The 17,684-nt window shown below is 42.0% G+C and carries 12 protein-coding genes and 1 tRNA gene; 5 read left to right on the forward strand and 8 right to left on the reverse strand.

Annotated elements, in window-relative coordinates; all coding sequences use genetic code 11:
• Window positions 1-29 precede the first annotated feature (29 nt).
• The 3 genes from I2I13_RS16445 (at window position 30) to I2I13_RS16455 (ending at window position 4,924) form a co-directional block, all read left to right on the forward strand.
• Entirely contained in the window at window positions 30-1,682 is a 1,653-nt protein-coding gene (locus tag I2I13_RS16445) for an NAD(P)/FAD-dependent oxidoreductase (RefSeq protein WP_195650003.1), read from the forward strand.
• Between the two features lie 16 nt (window positions 1,683-1,698).
• Window positions 1,699-2,301 carry a LuxR C-terminal-related transcriptional regulator gene (locus tag I2I13_RS16450; protein WP_148365791.1) on the forward strand — a complete coding sequence of 201 codons (603 nt, stop codon included), beginning with the start codon at window positions 1,699-1,701 and terminating at the stop codon, window positions 2,299-2,301.
• A 157-nt stretch (window positions 2,302-2,458) separates the two neighbouring features.
• A complete protein-coding gene (locus tag I2I13_RS16455; protein WP_167511805.1) occupies window positions 2,459-4,924 on the forward strand; it encodes a TonB-dependent receptor in 2,466 nt (821 codons plus the stop codon).
• Window positions 4,925-5,442: 518 nt separating this feature from the next.
• On the opposite strand, the gene I2I13_RS16460 is transcribed toward I2I13_RS16455, so the two are convergent.
• From I2I13_RS16460 to metA, 4 genes are read right to left on the reverse strand one after another with little or no spacing between them, the layout of a single operon-like run.
• Window positions 5,443-5,970 (reverse strand): GNAT family N-acetyltransferase, encoded by a 528-nt coding sequence (locus I2I13_RS16460; RefSeq protein ID WP_074560550.1) that lies wholly within the window; start codon window positions 5,968-5,970, stop codon window positions 5,443-5,445.
• Between the two features lie 39 nt (window positions 5,971-6,009).
• Window positions 6,010-7,155, reverse strand: a complete 1,146-nt coding sequence (locus I2I13_RS16465) for a zinc ribbon domain-containing protein (protein ID WP_195650004.1) — start codon at window positions 7,153-7,155, stop codon at window positions 6,010-6,012.
• Window positions 7,152-8,981 carry a U32 family peptidase gene (locus I2I13_RS16470; RefSeq protein ID WP_195650005.1) on the reverse strand — a complete coding sequence of 610 codons (1,830 nt, stop codon included), beginning with the start codon at window positions 8,979-8,981 and terminating at the stop codon, window positions 7,152-7,154. The genes I2I13_RS16465 and I2I13_RS16470 overlap by 4 nt, the downstream gene beginning before the upstream one ends.
• Complete coding sequence (gene metA / locus I2I13_RS16475; protein WP_074559981.1) at window positions 8,978-9,895, reverse strand: homoserine O-succinyltransferase; 918 nt, start codon at window positions 9,893-9,895, stop codon at window positions 8,978-8,980. Before metA ends, I2I13_RS16470 begins: the two co-directional genes overlap by 4 nt.
• Before the next feature lie 180 nt (window positions 9,896-10,075).
• On the opposite strand from metA, the gene I2I13_RS16480 reads away from it, so the two are divergent.
• Window positions 10,076-10,246, forward strand: a complete 171-nt coding sequence (locus I2I13_RS16480) for a DUF362 domain-containing protein (RefSeq protein WP_002559159.1) — start codon at window positions 10,076-10,078, stop codon at window positions 10,244-10,246.
• A gap of 237 nt (window positions 10,247-10,483) precedes the next feature.
• Here I2I13_RS16480 and I2I13_RS16485 read toward each other — a convergent pair whose 3' ends face one another.
• The 4 genes from I2I13_RS16485 to I2I13_RS16500 all read right to left on the reverse strand — a co-directional run bounded on the left by I2I13_RS16485 (window position 10,484) and on the right by I2I13_RS16500 (window position 15,344).
• Entirely contained in the window at window positions 10,484-11,677 is a 1,194-nt protein-coding gene (locus I2I13_RS16485; protein WP_148365794.1) for a pyridoxal phosphate-dependent aminotransferase, read from the reverse strand.
• Between the two features lie 82 nt (window positions 11,678-11,759).
• Complete coding sequence (locus tag I2I13_RS16490; RefSeq protein WP_148365795.1) at window positions 11,760-12,977, reverse strand: bifunctional 3,4-dihydroxy-2-butanone-4-phosphate synthase/GTP cyclohydrolase II; 1,218 nt, start codon at window positions 12,975-12,977, stop codon at window positions 11,760-11,762.
• 5 nt (window positions 12,978-12,982) lie between these two features.
• Complete coding sequence (locus tag I2I13_RS16495; RefSeq protein ID WP_195650006.1) at window positions 12,983-14,881, reverse strand: LptF/LptG family permease; 1,899 nt, start codon at window positions 14,879-14,881, stop codon at window positions 12,983-12,985.
• Window positions 14,882-14,957: 76 nt separating this feature from the next.
• Window positions 14,958-15,344, reverse strand: a complete 387-nt coding sequence (locus tag I2I13_RS16500; protein ID WP_195650007.1) for an START-like domain-containing protein — start codon at window positions 15,342-15,344, stop codon at window positions 14,958-14,960.
• A gap of 224 nt (window positions 15,345-15,568) precedes the next feature.
• Here I2I13_RS16500 and I2I13_RS16505 point away from each other — a divergent pair.
• A tRNA-Met gene (locus I2I13_RS16505) sits at window positions 15,569-15,642 on the forward strand.
• Window positions 15,643-17,684: the final 2,042 nt, after the last annotated feature.

Here is a 17,684-nt window from a genome sequence, read left to right on the forward strand (position 1 = left end):
ACCTCTGTGTCCTCTGTGGTAAAAAATATATGATACAAGAATACCAACTCCGTATACTTCCCGAAATTGCTGCAAACGAACAGAAATTAAAGGAATATCTTTCTAAAGAAAAAGGTCTGAATCTGCGTGACATCACCGCTACCCGAATTTTGAAACGGAGTATTGACGCACGCCAGCGGACTATCTTCGTCAATCTGAAGGTGAGGGCATACATCAAGGAAATGCCGCAAGAAGATGAGTACGAACATACTATATATAATAATGTAGAGGGAAAACCGCAAGTGATTGTCGTTGGCGCAGGTCCCGGCGGGCTATTCGCTGCCTTACGCCTCGTTGAACTCGGATTACGTCCTATTGTCATCGAACGTGGAAAAGACGTGCGCGAACGTAAGAAAGATCTGGCACAAATCAGCAGGGAACACACTGTTGATCCGGAATCGAATTACAGTTTCGGAGAAGGAGGTGCAGGAGCTTATTCGGATGGGAAACTCTATACCCGGAGCAAGAAGAGAGGAAATGTAGATAAGATTCTGAATGTATTTTGCCAGCATGGAGCTTCGACTTCGATATTGATGGATGCGCATCCGCATATCGGAACAGACAAATTGCCACGTGTCATTGAAAATATGCGGAATACCATTATCGAATGCGGTGGAGAAGTACATTTCCAGACACGAATGGATGCATTGATTATTGAGAACGGTGAAGTCAAAGGTATCGAAACAAATACAGGAAAGACCTTTCTCGGACCTGTGATACTGGCAACCGGACATTCGGCAAGAGATGTATATCGTTGGCTGGCTGCCAATAATGTGACGATTGAGGCGAAAGGAATCGCTGTCGGAGTACGTCTGGAACATCCGGCAATGTTGATCGATCAAATACAATACCATAATAAGAATGGACGGGGCAAATACCTGCCCGCTGCTGAATACAGCTTTGTAACACAGGCAGAAGGCAGAGGAGTATATAGTTTCTGTATGTGTCCCGGAGGTTTCATCGTTCCTGCCGCGAGCGGACCGGAACAAGTGGTAGTGAACGGAATGTCTCCTGCCAACCGTGGGTCACGGTGGAGCAATTCGGGAATGGTAGTGGAAATCCAACCGGAAGATTTGGAAAATGAAGAATTAAAAATGAGGAATGAAGAGTTGGCTGCGAAACAAGATGAGCAGCTAATGGTACTGAATCCGAATTTGAAAAGTTCACAACTTTCAGAGATTAATTCACAGTTACTATCTGTTCTTCACTTTCAAGAGGAATTGGAACGTCAATGCTGGTTGCAGGGAGGCAGACGACAGACTGCTCCAGCACAACGCATGCTGGATTTTACCCGCAAGAAATTGAGTTACGATCTGCCCGAGTCATCCTATAGTCCGGGATTGATTTCGTCTCCACTTCATTTCTGGATGCCATCATTTATTAATAAAAGGCTATCTCTTGGTTTCCAACAATTCGGACGAAGCAGTCACGGGTTCCTGACTAATGAGGCAGTAATGATTGGTGTGGAGACACGAACTTCTTCTCCCGTTCGTATCATACGCGATAAGGATACTCTGCAACATGTCACCGTTCGCGGATTATTTCCTTGCGGAGAAGGCGCAGGCTATGCCGGAGGAATTGTGTCTGCCGGGGTGGACGGCGAACGATGTGCAGAAGCAGTAGCCAACTATTTCAATCATTAATTAAAACTAGACTAAAATGAATTATCAACCCGAAATAGCAATTATAGAAGCAAACACATTGACCTCTCTCGGTCTGAAGGGAATCTTGGAGGAAATGATTCCTATGGCAACCATACGGACTTTCCATCACTTCAGCGAACTGATGGACGATACTCCGGATATGTATGCCCACTATTTCATTTCCGCACAGATTTACGTGGAGCACAATGCTTTCTTTCTCCCCCGGAAACGAAAAACGATTGTATTGGCAAGCGACAGTCCGCAATTCCAACTGTCCGGCGTACCTGTACTCAACATTCACGAATCCGAAGAAGAGCTGGTAAAAAATATATTGAAACTTCACCAACATGCTCACCACGACGGTTATCCGGTAAAAGATATGCCGCCCATGCCTCCGATGCAGCCTCATCAGGAAATTCTATCCGCCCGTGAAATAGAAGTGCTCGTACTGATAACCAAAGGATTAATCAACAAAGAAATAGCAGATAAACTGAATATCAGCCTGACTACCGTTATCACTCACCGAAAAAATATCACAGAGAAATTAGGCATTAAGTCTGTCTCCGGGCTGACTATTTATGCTGTAATGAACGGATATATCGAAGCCGACCGAATCTGATTCACCACAGAGGACGCAGAGGACAGAGAGGATATAAAATTTTAAGAATCATACCTCTGTGTCCTCTGCGTCCTCTGTGGTGAATCAAATCCTAATAAATGAGGATTGACCGTCATCTATATTTGCCGTTACTTTGCACCAGATAAATTAACAGCAGATGAAGACAAAGAAGATTATGATTGCCCTCATGCTCCTGACGACAGGGACAGCATGGGCTGAAGATTTCCCCAAAGACTCACTAAAAATAGTAGACATCGAAGAGGTGGTAGTGATTGCTACTCCGAAAGAAAACCGTAAACTGCGTGATCTGCCGGTAGCCGCCACCGTCTTATCACAGGAGAATATGCGCGCCAATCAGGTAAATTCCGTAAAGAACCTGACAGGTATTGTTCCCAATCTGTTTATCCCTGACTACGGTTCCAAACTGACTACTTCGATTTATATCCGCGGAATCGGCTCACGCATCAATACTCCGTCCGTAGGACTTTATGTAGACAATATCCCTTATATCGACAAATCCGCTTTCGACTTCAACTATGCTGATATCGAACGTATTGATATTCTTCGCGGGCCACAAGGTACCCTCTACGGACGTAACACGATGGGAGGACTTATCAAAGTGCACACAAAATCGCCTTTCACTTATCAAGGTACCGATATTCGCATGGGAGCAGCAACTTACAATAATTATAACGTTTCACTCACCCATTATCACCGTATATCCGACCGCTTTGCTTTTTCTACCGGAGGTTTCTACGAACACACGGGCGGCTTCTTTGAAAACTCTGCACGGAACAATGAAAAAGTCGACAAAAGCAACGCCGGAGGCGGACGTTTTCGTGGGATTTACCTGCCGACATCTAATCTGAAAATAGACATGACCGTGAACTATGAATATAGCGACCAGGGCGGGTATCCGTACTACTATACTGGGATTACTCAAAACGGCATAGCCAAAGCTAAAGAAAAGGGTAAAGAAATTACAGAGGACCGGGCAGACTACATCGGTAAAATTTCATATAACGACCGCAGCAGTTACCGCCGTGGATTGCTCAATTCAGGTGTCAACATCGAATATCAAGCCTGTAACTTTATATTGAGTGCCGTGACAGGTTATCAGAACCTGAATGACCGTATGTTCCTCGATCAGGACTTCACAGAAAGAGATATCTTTAATATCGAGCAAAAGCAAAGGGCAAATACCATTTCCGAAGAAATTGTCTTGAAAGCCAAACCCGGAAAGAGATGGCAATGGACTACGGGAGCTTTCGGATTCTACCAATGGCTACATACCACAGGTCCCGTTCTGTTCAAAGAAGAAGGAGTGAAAACGATGATTGAAAACAACGCCAATTCCGCTTTTGAAGAGATTGCCTCCAAACCCGGTGCACCTACTATGGGAATGACCGTACATAACCCGACACTAAGTGTAGGAGGAACCTTCGATACCCCGACTCTTAGCGGCGCACTTTATCATCAGTCTACTTTCAACAACCTATTTATCGAAGGACTGTCCGTTACAGCGGGACTCCGACTCGATTACGAAAAGATCAGTATGAAGTACAATTCCCTTAGTACTCCTGTAGACTTTGGCTTTGATTTTCACTTAGCTATGGGTCCCAACTCAATAAACTTGTCCGATCAGAATATGAAAGCTCCGGCCTCTTTCGTAGGCAAGCTATCGACTGACTATGTACAACTTCTCCCTAAATTCGCTATTCAATATGAATGGAAGAACCAAAATAATGTGTATGCCACCGTTACCCGGGGATATCGTTCGGGAGGATATAATATCCAGATGTTCTCTGACTTATCACAAACAGAATTGACCAACTCGATGATGAATGCCATTAAAGAAAGTCCGACAATAGGGCAAGATGCCACATGGGGGGCAACCATCATAAAAATGATGGACCAAATGGTACCGGCCAAAGAAATTAATGTGAAAACGTCTACTACGTACAAACCCGAATATTCGTGGAACTACGAAGTGGGCAGTCATCTTACGTTGTGGGAAGGTAGGCTTTGGGCTGATCTTGCAGCATTTTATATGGACACCCGCGACCAACAACTCTCTCAATTTGCAGAAAGCGGTTTGGGACGTATTACCATCAATGCGGGAAAAAGCCGTAGTTATGGTGCAGAAGCATCTCTTCGTGCCAGCGTGACTAAAGAACTTAGTCTGAATGCCAGTTACGGATATACCTATGCCACCTTTACTGATTATGTAATTACAGAAGGACAAAAAGATGGCAGTTCCAAAGTAACTGCGGATTATAATGGCAAATATGTCCCTTTCGTTCCCAAGCATACATTAAATATCGGTGGAGAATATGCGATCACCTGCAGCCCACGTTCTATCTTCGACCGGGTTGTGCTCCAAGCGAACTATAATGCTGCCGGACGTATCTACTGGACTGAACAAAACGACGTCAGCCAATCCTTCTATGGCACGCTCAACTGGAGAACGAATCTGGAAATCGGTGATGCAATGATTAGTTTCTGGGCACGCAACTTCCTGAATAAAGACTATGCTGCCTTCTATTTCGAAACAATGAACAAAGGTTTCATGCAGAAAGGACGCCCAATGCAATTTGGAGTAGATCTTCGCTGCCGCTTCTAATCATTTTTACTCATAAGGATATTATTTAGTCTTTTTATTGTCAGCCAAAGGTTTTTATCCATACAGAGCAATGATTTTCAGTACATTAACGGCTGACAATAAGCGCTGACAATAACCAAAAACAGGCTGACAATAAAAGATTCGGACTTTTATTGTCAGCCTGTCTCTTTGTAGATTAACAGCATAAAATACGGGATAGAAGAACGTATGTCCCTATGAAGTTTGCATTATAAAGCCGTTATACTTAATTTACCCAATCGGTATTGTTCTGTCAGACCTACGCTATCCTTAACTCTCCACAGCCGTGGTCGCATCTCTCCACGGCCGTGGGAGGATCTCGTCACGACTGTGGGAAGAAGTTACCACGACCGTGGGAAGGTAAAGATAGCGGCACCTTACCACAACTATACCGGCACCTTACCGGAACTTTATCAATGCTTCGGCATTAGTTTACCTACTGCTTGCTATCAGTTTGCTTATACCTAAGACTGCTTCGTTCATCATCCAACGTACCTGACCTATACTTCAGTACGATCAGATTCCTCCACCCCACCATGCAAACGCTTCATCTGATAAGCAATACGTTCCGTCCCATTCTTAACATAAATGATGCCGCAACGTTGAAAGCCATACTTCGTCAGTATATGTTGCATGACCTTATTATCCCGATGAGTATCTACCCGGACATTAGGCCAACGTTGAAAACACCAGTCCAGACAAGCTTCCGACACCCCTTTCTGCTTTCCGTTCGTTGCCAATCGGTGAATTACTCCATAAGGTTCGTCATTGAGCCATGCACCTTCATAAATCTGTTGGTAAGTAGGATCCTCACCTAGTATGAAACAAAAAGTTCCCAAGATTTCTCCTTGTTCACCGACACAGACAAAGCTATGGCTCTCTTCAATTTCCTGACGAATCAATGCTTCAGACGGATAGCCGTCAATCCATTGGGTCGTGTTCCCGGTTGCACGCATAAAAGCACGGGCATAGTCATAAATCTCCATCACTAAAGGGAGATCTTTTATTTCAGTAGACCTGATTTTCATCATTTGAAAAGTTATTCAGAAATAAAACAGATAATAAAATCACTCGTTAATCGCTCCACAATGGGGGCATATACCTTTTTGCTTCATTTTTTCCCCGCAACGTCCACAACGATACTTATACCCAATGTTCCGACAGACTTTCTTCGCAAAAACCAGCATAAAAAAGGCAAGAAACAGATAACCGATATAAATATGTGTCATCAGGATAAAGAAGAAATAGCAGAAAATACAGCAGGACATCAACCCTAGCAAATAAAAAATAGCCGCAGCGGGAGTCAACTGTCGAAACAAATCATCTAGCACCGCCAAAGCGACTATCAAAAACAACCAGATGCTCAACAAGAAGACAGAGAGAATAAAAGGAACTTTGAATGGCGACAAAGTAGGATTGAAATAAAAATGCTCCCACGTTTCCGGCACAAAGACCTGCATTGATTCGTAAATCGTTGCACTGAAAGCCATCAACAAACAGAGAAATAATGGATAAACACTATCTATATCATTAAAATAGACCATCTGCAACTGCTTTCGACGAAAAGCACGAAACAGATATACACCAACGAATAAAGCGAAGATAATAATAAAATAAGAAGCATGCGTATCACTGAAAAGATGAATGGCCTGCGAAATACTATCAGTCGGCACAAATGATGTTTTGAGTTCTTTTTCACGTATCCAGCCCTGTTCATCCTGTGTATGAGCCAGCTTCACCCAAATACTGTCTACACTATCGGCAGGATGAACCGCAAACTCTGCCACCACTACCCTATCCCCTTTATTCAACTGAATAAAAGTATCTTTTATCGGAAGACATTCCAAAGAGATGGAATCATCGACTACTTCCAGATTTGTATTCCAAGTATAATGCCGCTCGTACAAGTAGGTCAACGAGTCTTTCGTCTTCTTCGACAGTTCTTCCGAATCCAGAGCCGGGGCTTTATAATAACAGGATGAGAGCAAAAATAAACATAGTAGTAAGTTCATCACAGTTTTCATCACAGTTTTCACCACAGAGGACGCAGAGGACACAGAGGGTAAAAGGGGGAAAAAAGGGAAAGAGAGAAACTTTCTACACTTTTTCCCAAAAACACGCAAACAGTCTGTATCAGAAGAATGAGTGAAGATGTTACCTTCACTATATCCTCTGTGTCCTCTGCGTCCTCTGTGGTGAAAAATGATTCTCATTGCGCAGCCTTTACTTTCATTTGACAATTCTTACAATCAAATTCCAGACGAAAACGTTTGCCGTCATTCGATACCAGATAGTAAGGCTCTTTATAAGGTGAACGTACCCGTTGATGGATAGGACACCAGCCCATGCTATAACGCAAACAATGTTTGCAGAACATCAGTACCGCATCTTCCACTGCTTCTTTTTCGTACGCTGCGGCTACCTGTTGTACCCCATGCTCCTGATAGAAAGAAGCTGCACGAGTATTCATTACATTCCCCAGATATGTTAATGTCGTTTGCGGGAAAGCATGACTCGTTGGCTTCCATACTGCCAATTCCTGACGATAATTGATTCGACGGGCAGTTATTAACCGGTCGATTGCCTGTCTGCGGAAATCAGCTAACACTGAAGCCGGCAAAAACCAGTTCCCGGTAAAGGATATTTCTATTTCTTTTGCTTCAAAAGGTGTATTCCCCAGTTTGGACAGTTGCGTTTTCAGATTGTCCGTCTGTGGAGTCCGGGCAAGTTCTTTCTCACGAGGGAGAGTGATTGTAACGCTATTATCATCTTCGTCAGTCAATGTCAGAGAGAAACCGAAATTGTTGTCGGCAAGCAAGATTTTCACTGCGATCTTCCTTTCTGCAGATTTGCGGGAAAGGATTCGCTCAAATTCCTGGTCGAAATTACGGTATAGCGTAGTGCGGGGTTTGATACGGGGCATTTCCTGCGGATAGAGTTTGTTGCTGTCCACCCGGTTGATGCGGAAACCCTGCAAACGTCCCTGTTCGTCGATATAGCAGACACCGTCTCCATTGTTAAAGGATTTAAGTCCGGCAACTGTCAGATAGTTGCCACGGGACTCCTTCATGGTTCCCATCTCTTCGCCCAACGACTTAGGAGTGTCGAAAGAGAAAATCTCTTTATCACGTCCGTGCAAGAAATAATGAGTAAATCCACGACTAAAACTCTTGTCGAGTTGTGGTTTAAATTCGAAACTACACGTACCCGAAGAAGCACGTACATATTCCGGACGACGGGCAAAGATTGCATCCAGCTTCTGACGATAAGCGGCTGTTACATTCTTCACATAAGACACGTCTTTCAGCCGTCCCTCTATTTTAAATGAAGAAGCTCCGGCATCCAGCAGTTGCTCCAGTTCGTCGCTTTGATTCATATCTTTCAGGGAAAGCAGATGTTTGTCTTTAACAATCACTTTCCCGTCCGCATCTACCAGACTAAAAGGTAGACGGCAGAATTGTGCACACTCTCCACGATTGGCACTACGACCGAAACAGGCCTGACTGACATAGCATTGCCCGCTATAGCTGACACAAAGCGCCCCATGTACAAATACTTCCAAAGGTACTTCCGGACAGCTTTCATGAATCTTCTTTATTTCACGCAACGATAACTCCCGCGCCAACACCACTTGACGGAAACCTGCTTCCCAAAGGAATTTCACTTTTTCCGGCGTACGGTTGTCCATCTGCGTACTGGCATGAAGCGGTATCGGAGGAAGGTTCAGTTTCGTGATCCCCATATCCTGTACAATCAGTGCATCGACACCAATCCGATAAAGTGCATGAATCATCTCCTCCGTCTCTTTCAACTCCTCTTCTTTCAGAATCGTATTGACCGTGACATAAATACGTACATTATACAAATGAGCATGCTGCACCAATGCTTCAATATCTTCCAATGAGTTCACAGCTGCCGCACGGGCTCCGAATTTCGGAGCACCGATATATACAGCATCTGCACCATGGTTGATAGCCTCAATACCACATTCCAGGTTTTTCGCCGGAGCGAGAAGTTCTATTTTACGCTGCTTTATCATTTAATATCATTGATGTTGTAAGGTGTTTCCTGATAAACAAAGTAGTTCAACCAATTGGAGAACAACAAATTGGCATGGGCACGCCAACGTACCAACGGGCCTTTTTCAGGATCATCGTCTATATAATAATTGCGAGGGATCTCTATTGGCAGGCCTTTATCCAAGTCACGGCGGTATTCCGCATCCAGTGTCAGCGGAGAATATTCAGAGTGTCCCGTGACAAAGAACTCACGTCCGCCCCGTGCCATTGCCATATAGACACCGGCTTCTTTCGATTCGGAAAGCAACGTCAGTTCCGGAACTTTCAGAATGTCTTCCCTGCGCACTTCCGTATGACGGCTATGCGGCACATAGAAACAATCGTCAAAACCACGGAAGATGGAATGGAAAGGTTCCAGTACGCGATGTTCAAAGATGCCGAACATCTTCTTTTCCAACGGGTATTTTGGAACTCCATAATGATGATACAATCCGGCCTGTGCAGCCCAACATATATATAAGGTAGAAGTGACGTGCGTGCGTGCCCAATCAAAGATTTCCGTAATTTCATCCCAATAGGTCACCTCCTCGAAGTCCATCTGTTCTACAGGGGCTCCGGTGATAATCATACCATCATACTTCTCATGACGCATCTGATCGAAATCCGTATAGAACGTTTTCATGTGTTCTATCGGCGTATTCTTCGACGTGTGGCTCTTGATCTTCATAAACGAAATCTCCACCTGAAGAGGGGTATTCGAAAGTAAGCGCACCAAGTCTGTTTCCGTCGTAATCTTCAACGGCATCAGGTTCAGAATCACAATCCGTAGCGGACGAATATCCTGCTGCGTAGCGCGGGAAGTGTCGATCACGAAAATATTTTCTTCCTTCAAAAGCTCTATCGCAGGTAGTTTATCGGGTAAATTTAAAGGCATAATCGCTATATATTAGTAATTTGAATGCAAAAATACGAAAAATATAGCAGATAATAGGGAGGTTGCTTATTTAGAAGACGTACAAATTAAGTCAATTTAATCATAGAAGCATAACAACTAATCAATAAAAGCCTTATTTTTGCCGAAGAAATTAGTACTAATAATTTAAATCTTAGAAAAATGGCTTACGTAATTAGTGACGATTGTATTGCTTGCGGTACTTGTATTGACGAGTGTCCGGTAGAAGCTATCTCTGAAGGTGATATCTATTCTATCAACCCAGATGTATGTACTGACTGTGGTACTTGCGCAGACGTTTGTCCGTCTGAAGCAATTCACCCGGCTGAATAATACAAGCTACAAAAAATGTACAGGCTGCTTTCTACGGAAGGCAGCCTTTTTTTTCACCACAGAGGACGCAGAGGACACAGAGTAAAATAGTTTGGGGATGTGTCACAACTCTCCTTTCAGTGAAATCCCCCTTGCTACAAAGCATTTGTGGCAAGGGGGATTTCTAATTTATATAGGTGATGACACATCCTTTCATTGTTTCTTCTCTGTGTCCTCTGAGTCCTCTGTAGTGAACTCTTATTTCAATTTAGCTAATGCTTCCTTGATACGACGAATAGCCTCTACGATATTTTCATCGCTTGTAGCATAACTCATGCGGATACATTCAGGAGCACCAAAAGAAGCACCACCTACACAAGCCACGTGAGCTTCTTCCAGCAAGTACATTGCCAAATCATCAGAATCTGCAATCTTACGTTCGCCGTTGCTCTTTCCAAAGAAAGCATCACATTTCGGGAACAAGTAGAAAGCACCCTGCGGAACGTTTACTTCAAATCCCGGAACTTCCTTAGCCAATTTCACAATCAGGTCACGACGGCGTTCGAATGCTTTTTGCATCTCTTTTACCGGTTCCTGTGTTCCTGTATATGCAACTTCAGCAGCTTTTTGAGAAACGGAACAAGGACCTGAAGTGTACTGACCTTGCAATTTGTTGCACGCTTTTACAATCCATTCCGGACCGGCAATAAAACCGATTCTCCATCCTGTCATAGCGTAAGCTTTGGAAACACCGTTTACAATCACTGTACGTTCCTTCATTTCAGGGAATTGAGCGATACTTTGATGTGCGCCGATGTAATTGATATGTTCGTAAATCTCGTCAGCAATTACGATCACCTGCGGATGTTTAGCCAATACAGCAGACAGTCCGGCCAATTCTTCTTTTGTATATACCGAACCTGTCGGGTTGGACGGAGAACAAAGAATCAAAGCTTTCGTTTTCGGAGTAATAGCAGCTTCCAGCTGTTCCGGAGTAATCTTGAAATCTTGTTCGATACCTGCCGAAACGATTACAGGAGTACCTTCTGCCATTTTCACCATTTCCGGGTAGCTTACCCAGTAAGGAGCCGGAACGATTACTTCGTCACCCGGATTTACCAATACAAGGATTGTATTACAAACAGATTGTTTTGCACCATTTGCACATGAAATCTGGGCGGCTGTATATTCAAGACCGTTTTCTTTTTTCAGTTTCTCAACAATAGCATTGCGCAAAGCCGGATAGCCCGGTACCGGAGAGTAACGGGAAAAGTTATCATCTATGGCTTTTTTCGCAGCTTCTTTGATGTGGTCAGGAGTATTAAAATCAGGTTCTCCTACACTTAAGTTAATAACATCAACACCCTGTGCCTTGAGCTCGTTACTCTTTTGAGACATGGCAAGCGTCGCCGACGGCGACAAGCTGTTCAAACGATCTGATAATTGATTCATTTTGTATCTATTTTATTGTTGTTGAGTGAAAATCGTTGCAAAATAAACGATAATATTTGATATATGGAAACAAATTGGCAATTTACTTATTAAAATGTAAAGTATGGCCCATTCTTTCTTTCTTCGTTCTCAAGTATCGCTCATTATACGGATTAGGAACTGTTTCAACAGGTACATTTTCTACAATCTCCAATCCATAGGCTTCCAAACCAACACGTTTTACCGGATTGTTTGTCAAAAGTCTCATTTTGTGTACGCCCAGTTCACGAAGAATCTGTGCACCTACTCCATAATCACGTTCGTCGGCAAGGTGTCCCAGACAAATATTTGCGTCAACGGTGTCCATTCCGTCTTCCTGAAGTTTATATGCTTTCATCTTTTCCATCAGACCGATGCCGCGTCCTTCCTGATTGAGGTAAACCACCACACCTTTTCCTTCTTTTTCGATCATTTCCATCGCTTTATGCAACTGTTCGCCACAGTCACAGCGCTGCGAACCAAGGATATCTCCTGTAGCACAAGATGAATGGACACGCACCAGGATAGGCTCGTCTTCACTCCATGTACCTTTAAATATAGCCATATGCTCCAATCCGTTTGATTTCTGGCGGAAAGGTATCAGACGGAACTTTCCGTATTCGGTAGGCATATTTACTTCCACTCCTTTTTCTACAATGGATTCCTGTTTCAAACGATAAACAATCAGGTCATGAATAGAAATCAGTTTCAGTCCGTGTTCATCTGCCATCTGGCGGAGTTCGGGCAAACGTGCCATTGTTCCATCTTCGCTCATGATTTCCATCAAAGCACCTGCCGGGTAAAGTCCTGCCAGACGAGCCATGTCAATCGTAGCTTCCGTATGTCCGGCGCGGCGAAGCACTCCTTTTTCTTGTGCATATAACGGATTGATGTGTCCGGGACGACCGAAGGTTGCCGGTGTAGAAGCAGGATCGGCCAACGCCTGAATAGTAGCAGCACGGTCGGAAGCAGAAACACCTGTTGTGCAGCCTTCCAGTTTGTCAATGGTAACCGTAAAAGGAGTTCCCAACACGGAAGTATTGTCACTTACCTGATGCGGCAAATCCAACTCCTTGCAACGAGACACCGTGACAGGCGCACAAAGCACCCCACGCGCATGTTTCAACATGAAATTCACTTTCTCGGGAGTTATCTTTTCAGCTGCAATAATCAAGTCGCCTTCATTTTCGCGGTCTTCATCATCCACTACTATGACAAACTTGCCTTCTTTGAAGTCGGCAATCGCATCTTCTATTCTGTCCATTTTAATAGTCTCTTTCATAACACTTATTTATTGATTTTCTGTATGATGAATTGAATTTGTTCATTGTTCTTTATAATCCGTTCCATATCCTTAGCCAGACGAACGCGGAACGCCCAGATGCGGAAATAGAAAAATAAACCGATAGGGAAAATGACTCCGGCTACCAAATTCAACCAATATATATGGAACGGGCGCACATGAGCAGAAACGGAAATAACCGGATAATTGTTTAATGCACCAATCAAAGTGGCAGATTTCGTATTGGACATTTCTTCAACCAACGCTTCCAGCTTTTCATTGATAGCTATTACCTCATTATCATCTTCGCTTGACATCCATAATTTGAAATAGTTCGGCGCTTTTTCCAATCGTTTCTCGGCAGCATACGCCCTACACTCTGCAGTGAGTTGTTCCAAATCACCGGTCAGACGCGTGTAATCAGGATCATGGATAATCACTTCTTTCTTAAATATATGACGTACACTACGAATTCCCGCAATCTTTTTGAACCAGTTAATATAAGCATCTGCATTAAGTACCACAGAGTCCTTATTCGATTTATAGGTAAGGAAAACTCCTAATGGGGCAAGAACCGCACTACTTGTCCACATTCCCATCCATACTATCCACTTACCGTCACGGGCCATTTTATATCCTGTATTATCAATGATATAGTAAATGATAAATACCAGCACTGATACAATTACCGGCATCCCCAGACCTCCTTTGCGGATAATCCCCCCCAATGGAGCTCCGATAAAGAAGAACAACAGACAAGAGAGTGAAATCGTTATCTTCTTATGCCATTCCGTCTTATGCTTGCGAATACTATAATCGTTGTTCTCCATCGTGAATTTCTTGAATCCAAGATCGTTAGCCACATTCTCCGCCCGACTGACAGCAGAAGAAAGTACCTTCTGTTTCTGCGTTAAAGAGGCTACCTCATAAAGGCTGTCCACATTATATTCACGGATATCCGCCTTTTCTATTTTAACCGTATCTTCCTTTGTCAATCCATAAGAAGCACGGAAATTCCCTTCTGCCACTTCCCTGTAATATTGCCGTCCGATACTATCTCCCACTACCGTCATTGAGTCAATAGAACTTTGCAACTGCGCCATATCCTTAGCACTGGACTGCTTGCCCATAATGTCGCCATCAACCATATTGAAATCGGAGTTAAATTCAATAATGGTATGTTTTTCCCGGAATGACTCACGCCGATAAGGCACATTCTGCGATTTCAGGCTTTGTGCTTTCAGGTTCTCGAATAAATCGCCACTATATAAATGCAACCAGAGATGTTGTTTATCTGCAGTCATCTCCAGACGTCCGGAGTCGGCATATATAATATGTGCGTTTTCGAATCCATCCTTCATATTATAAATCAGCACATCATATAGCATACCGGTCTTCCGGTTCTTCTTAGCTACCTTTAAATTATAATCCTTTATTTCAGAATAGAAAACTCCTTCCGGAATATCCAACTCCGGAGATTTCTGTTTCATCGAAAGAATCAGAGTTCCCAGCTTAGCCTGAGCGATAGGACCAACTACATTTTGGAAATAAAATGAGACACCGACAAGTCCGCAAACAAAGAAAGCGAGCGGACGCATGATTTTAAGTAGAGAAATACCCGCAGCTTTCATTGCAAGTAATTCATAACGCTCGCCAAAGTTACCGAAAGTAATCAAAGAAGCCAGTAACACTGCTAATGGCAACGATACTGGCACTAATGTTAATGCAGAATAAAAGAAGAATTGAGCCATAACGCTCATCTCCAACCCTTTTCCGACCAATTCGTCTACATATCTCCACAGGAACTGCATCATGAATATGAACAGACAGATGAAGAATGTACCAATAAAGAGCATCAAAAAACTCTTTACGATGAATATATCTAATTTCTTTATGCGTAGCATCTTAATAGGTTCGTGCAATTAGGATGCAAAATTAGCACAAAAAAAGGAGCATCGAAAATTTTTAGTTGAAAGTTAACTAAAAACCACAAGTTCTTCTTAATTTAGCGACTTGTGACTCCCACAATTCTTTCATATCGCCTACTTCATCCGGCTCTGCGAAATCGGTAATTTCCAACACATAGTCACTAGTCAGCTCATTATAAGTCATCTTGATTTCAAAATAATCGCGTTCGTTTTCATCATCCTGCCAACGGAAGCGGATAAAAGAGAAAGAGCGGATGGCAATAATCTCTGCTTTCCTCTGTTCTGTCTTGCCCCAATGAAACTCTACTATTTTATCGTCAGAAACAACTTTGTCGGCAAACCAGTCCTCCAACCCGGTCGGTGTACTAATAGCTCCCCAAAGAATATTTTTAGACGTTGCATTCAACAAATACTCCAAATGAATCTTTTCCTTTTTCATAGCAATTTCGAATTGTTTTTACGTGTGCCAAGATAAATACTTTTTTCTAAATACATCGCATAAATCAGACACTTTATTTAATTATTCTTTCATTATCGAGCCTCAAACTCCCTGTTTATAGGGAAAATCAGGACCCTTCTTAAAGAAAAAACACAAAAAAGTTATGAATTGTTTTGGAGATTATAAAAAATCATCTATCTTTGCACCCGCAATCGAGAAATGATGGCGGGATAGCTCAGCTGGTTAGAGCGCATGATTCATAATCATGAGGTCCCCGGTTCAATCCCGGGTCCCGCTACAAAGCCGAAAGGCTTTAAAATTAGGCAATTAGGAGGCTTCCACTCTTGGTTGTCTTTTTTCGTTTTTAGAGCATTTGCACACCATTTGCACACAGCTACTTCAAAAGGATGAAAATGGATGAAAAAAGGGAGAATACAATTCATTATTGTGCTTCTTTCATACCTACTACCCTTGCAAGACCCTCAGCCCCCTTCTATGAAATATAGGAGTTTCTTTTTCACTGATTCAAGAAATTTAAAAGTTTGTCAGGCAGTTAATCCATTCATTCAAACCTCAAGATTGTGACAGTATGAAATCATTAGTTGACTCGATACCTATCATTACTTGCGCGGGAAAGAACAAAGTAGGAAAGTTCGCCACTGAGATTACTTCCAAGGATATTGTTCAACAAAGAACATGTATTACTTCGGACTAAAACTCCATGCAGTGGCTTTCCGTAGAAAAGGAACTATACCTTTTTCTGAAATGCTCATACTTTCCGCTGCTGATGAAAATGACTCCACTGTATTCAAAAGAGAATGTGTGGGAAATCTGAACAATAGAGATATGCCGATAAAATATATTCGGATATATCATTCTATAAAGAGACACAAGAATCCAAAAAGCTCGAGCTATTTACTCCTGTAAAAGCTATCAAAGGAGAATCACCTGAAATAACAAAAAGGGAGAAAGCGGCAAGAGACTTGGTTTCAACGGCAGTCTCAAAAGTCAGACAACCCATTGAATCATTATTCAACTGGTTGAATGAAAAAACAAATATTCAAAGAGCGATGAAAGTCAGATCTACATCTGGACTTCTGGTACATACGATGGGAAAAATTGCCATCGCATTAATTACTCTAATTTTTAACTAAGAATCAAATACTGATTCGCATTATATATAAAAAACAATAACACGAGCCTTGATAAGCTTACAAACTTCCGGAAAAATCCAAGCCTTCATCTACATGGAAAATCAAAACCTACAAATTAGATTAATCCTAAACACTATTATCCCAAAACAACACAATTAGTCCGGGATCTAAAGAGTAAAGAAACACTTTTTTCGAAAGTACTTTTATCTTGAGTAATAAAACAGTAGCCTACTCTCCAAATTAATTACACTGTTAGCTATACTTTTTAATTCTCTCTCCAATTACAGTACAGCTTTCTCAATAATATTTGCTGCTTGTAACTCAACACACGGTCTAAAGTTCCCTGAATACCGCTATATTTATCATATATAGCATCTTCTTGCACATATGATGTTAACCCCTCAACCAAAATTATCGGTACAACATATTCTCTAGCGACCTCGTCATTATTAAGTTCCACGACTAACATCTGATTTACTTTATTGAGAGCTTCTATTGGTTTGGAGAATTACTAAGTCCATCTGAAGAAGAGAAATTCAGATATAAATTGCAATCATAAGCTAAAAAAGTTTATTCTCTAAAACAAAAAAATAATCAATATATGACAAGGTAAGTATATTTGGCATTAAATCAATAAAGTATTATCTAGTTGGAGGAAAAAAGAATAAAATAAATAGAAACTACTGTGCTTTCAAAAAAAATGACATCGCGGGTACGTAAATAATATTTTAAGCTCGAAATCTGCACTTTCCCAATTATTAGTAGCTTCTCATCAAATACAATTTTCTTTTAATTAAACGACAATAAACGATATTTCACTCACAGCTTAAGTCGCCCTAAGTCTAGTCCCAACTGCCTGGTATAAAGCCAAGGCTGCATTTTGTCAAAGAATAGACTAATTTGTTTTTTACTTTCTAATAATATATGAAGGTGCATCGTCCATTACGATATACCTTCATTGCTATAGGTGTATAAGCAGTCTTTCATCTTCATTGTACTACTTAATTGACTGCATGCAAGACCATTGATGATATTTCCTTAGAATGTTATTTTTTTAAAAGATAAAGATGATTCTATTCCTAATGTCTTTTTTTTACTATGTGTTTTCATTTTTAATAACCCTCATTGGGGGGACAAACCGTATTTTAGAAGAATACTTGAAAATATAAAAAGACAACTAATTTTC

The sequence above is a fragment of the Bacteroides sp. D55t1_190419_B8 genome, from assembly GCF_015558905.1.
Taxonomy (GTDB): Bacteria; Bacteroidota; Bacteroidia; order Bacteroidales; family Bacteroidaceae; genus Bacteroides; species Bacteroides vicugnae.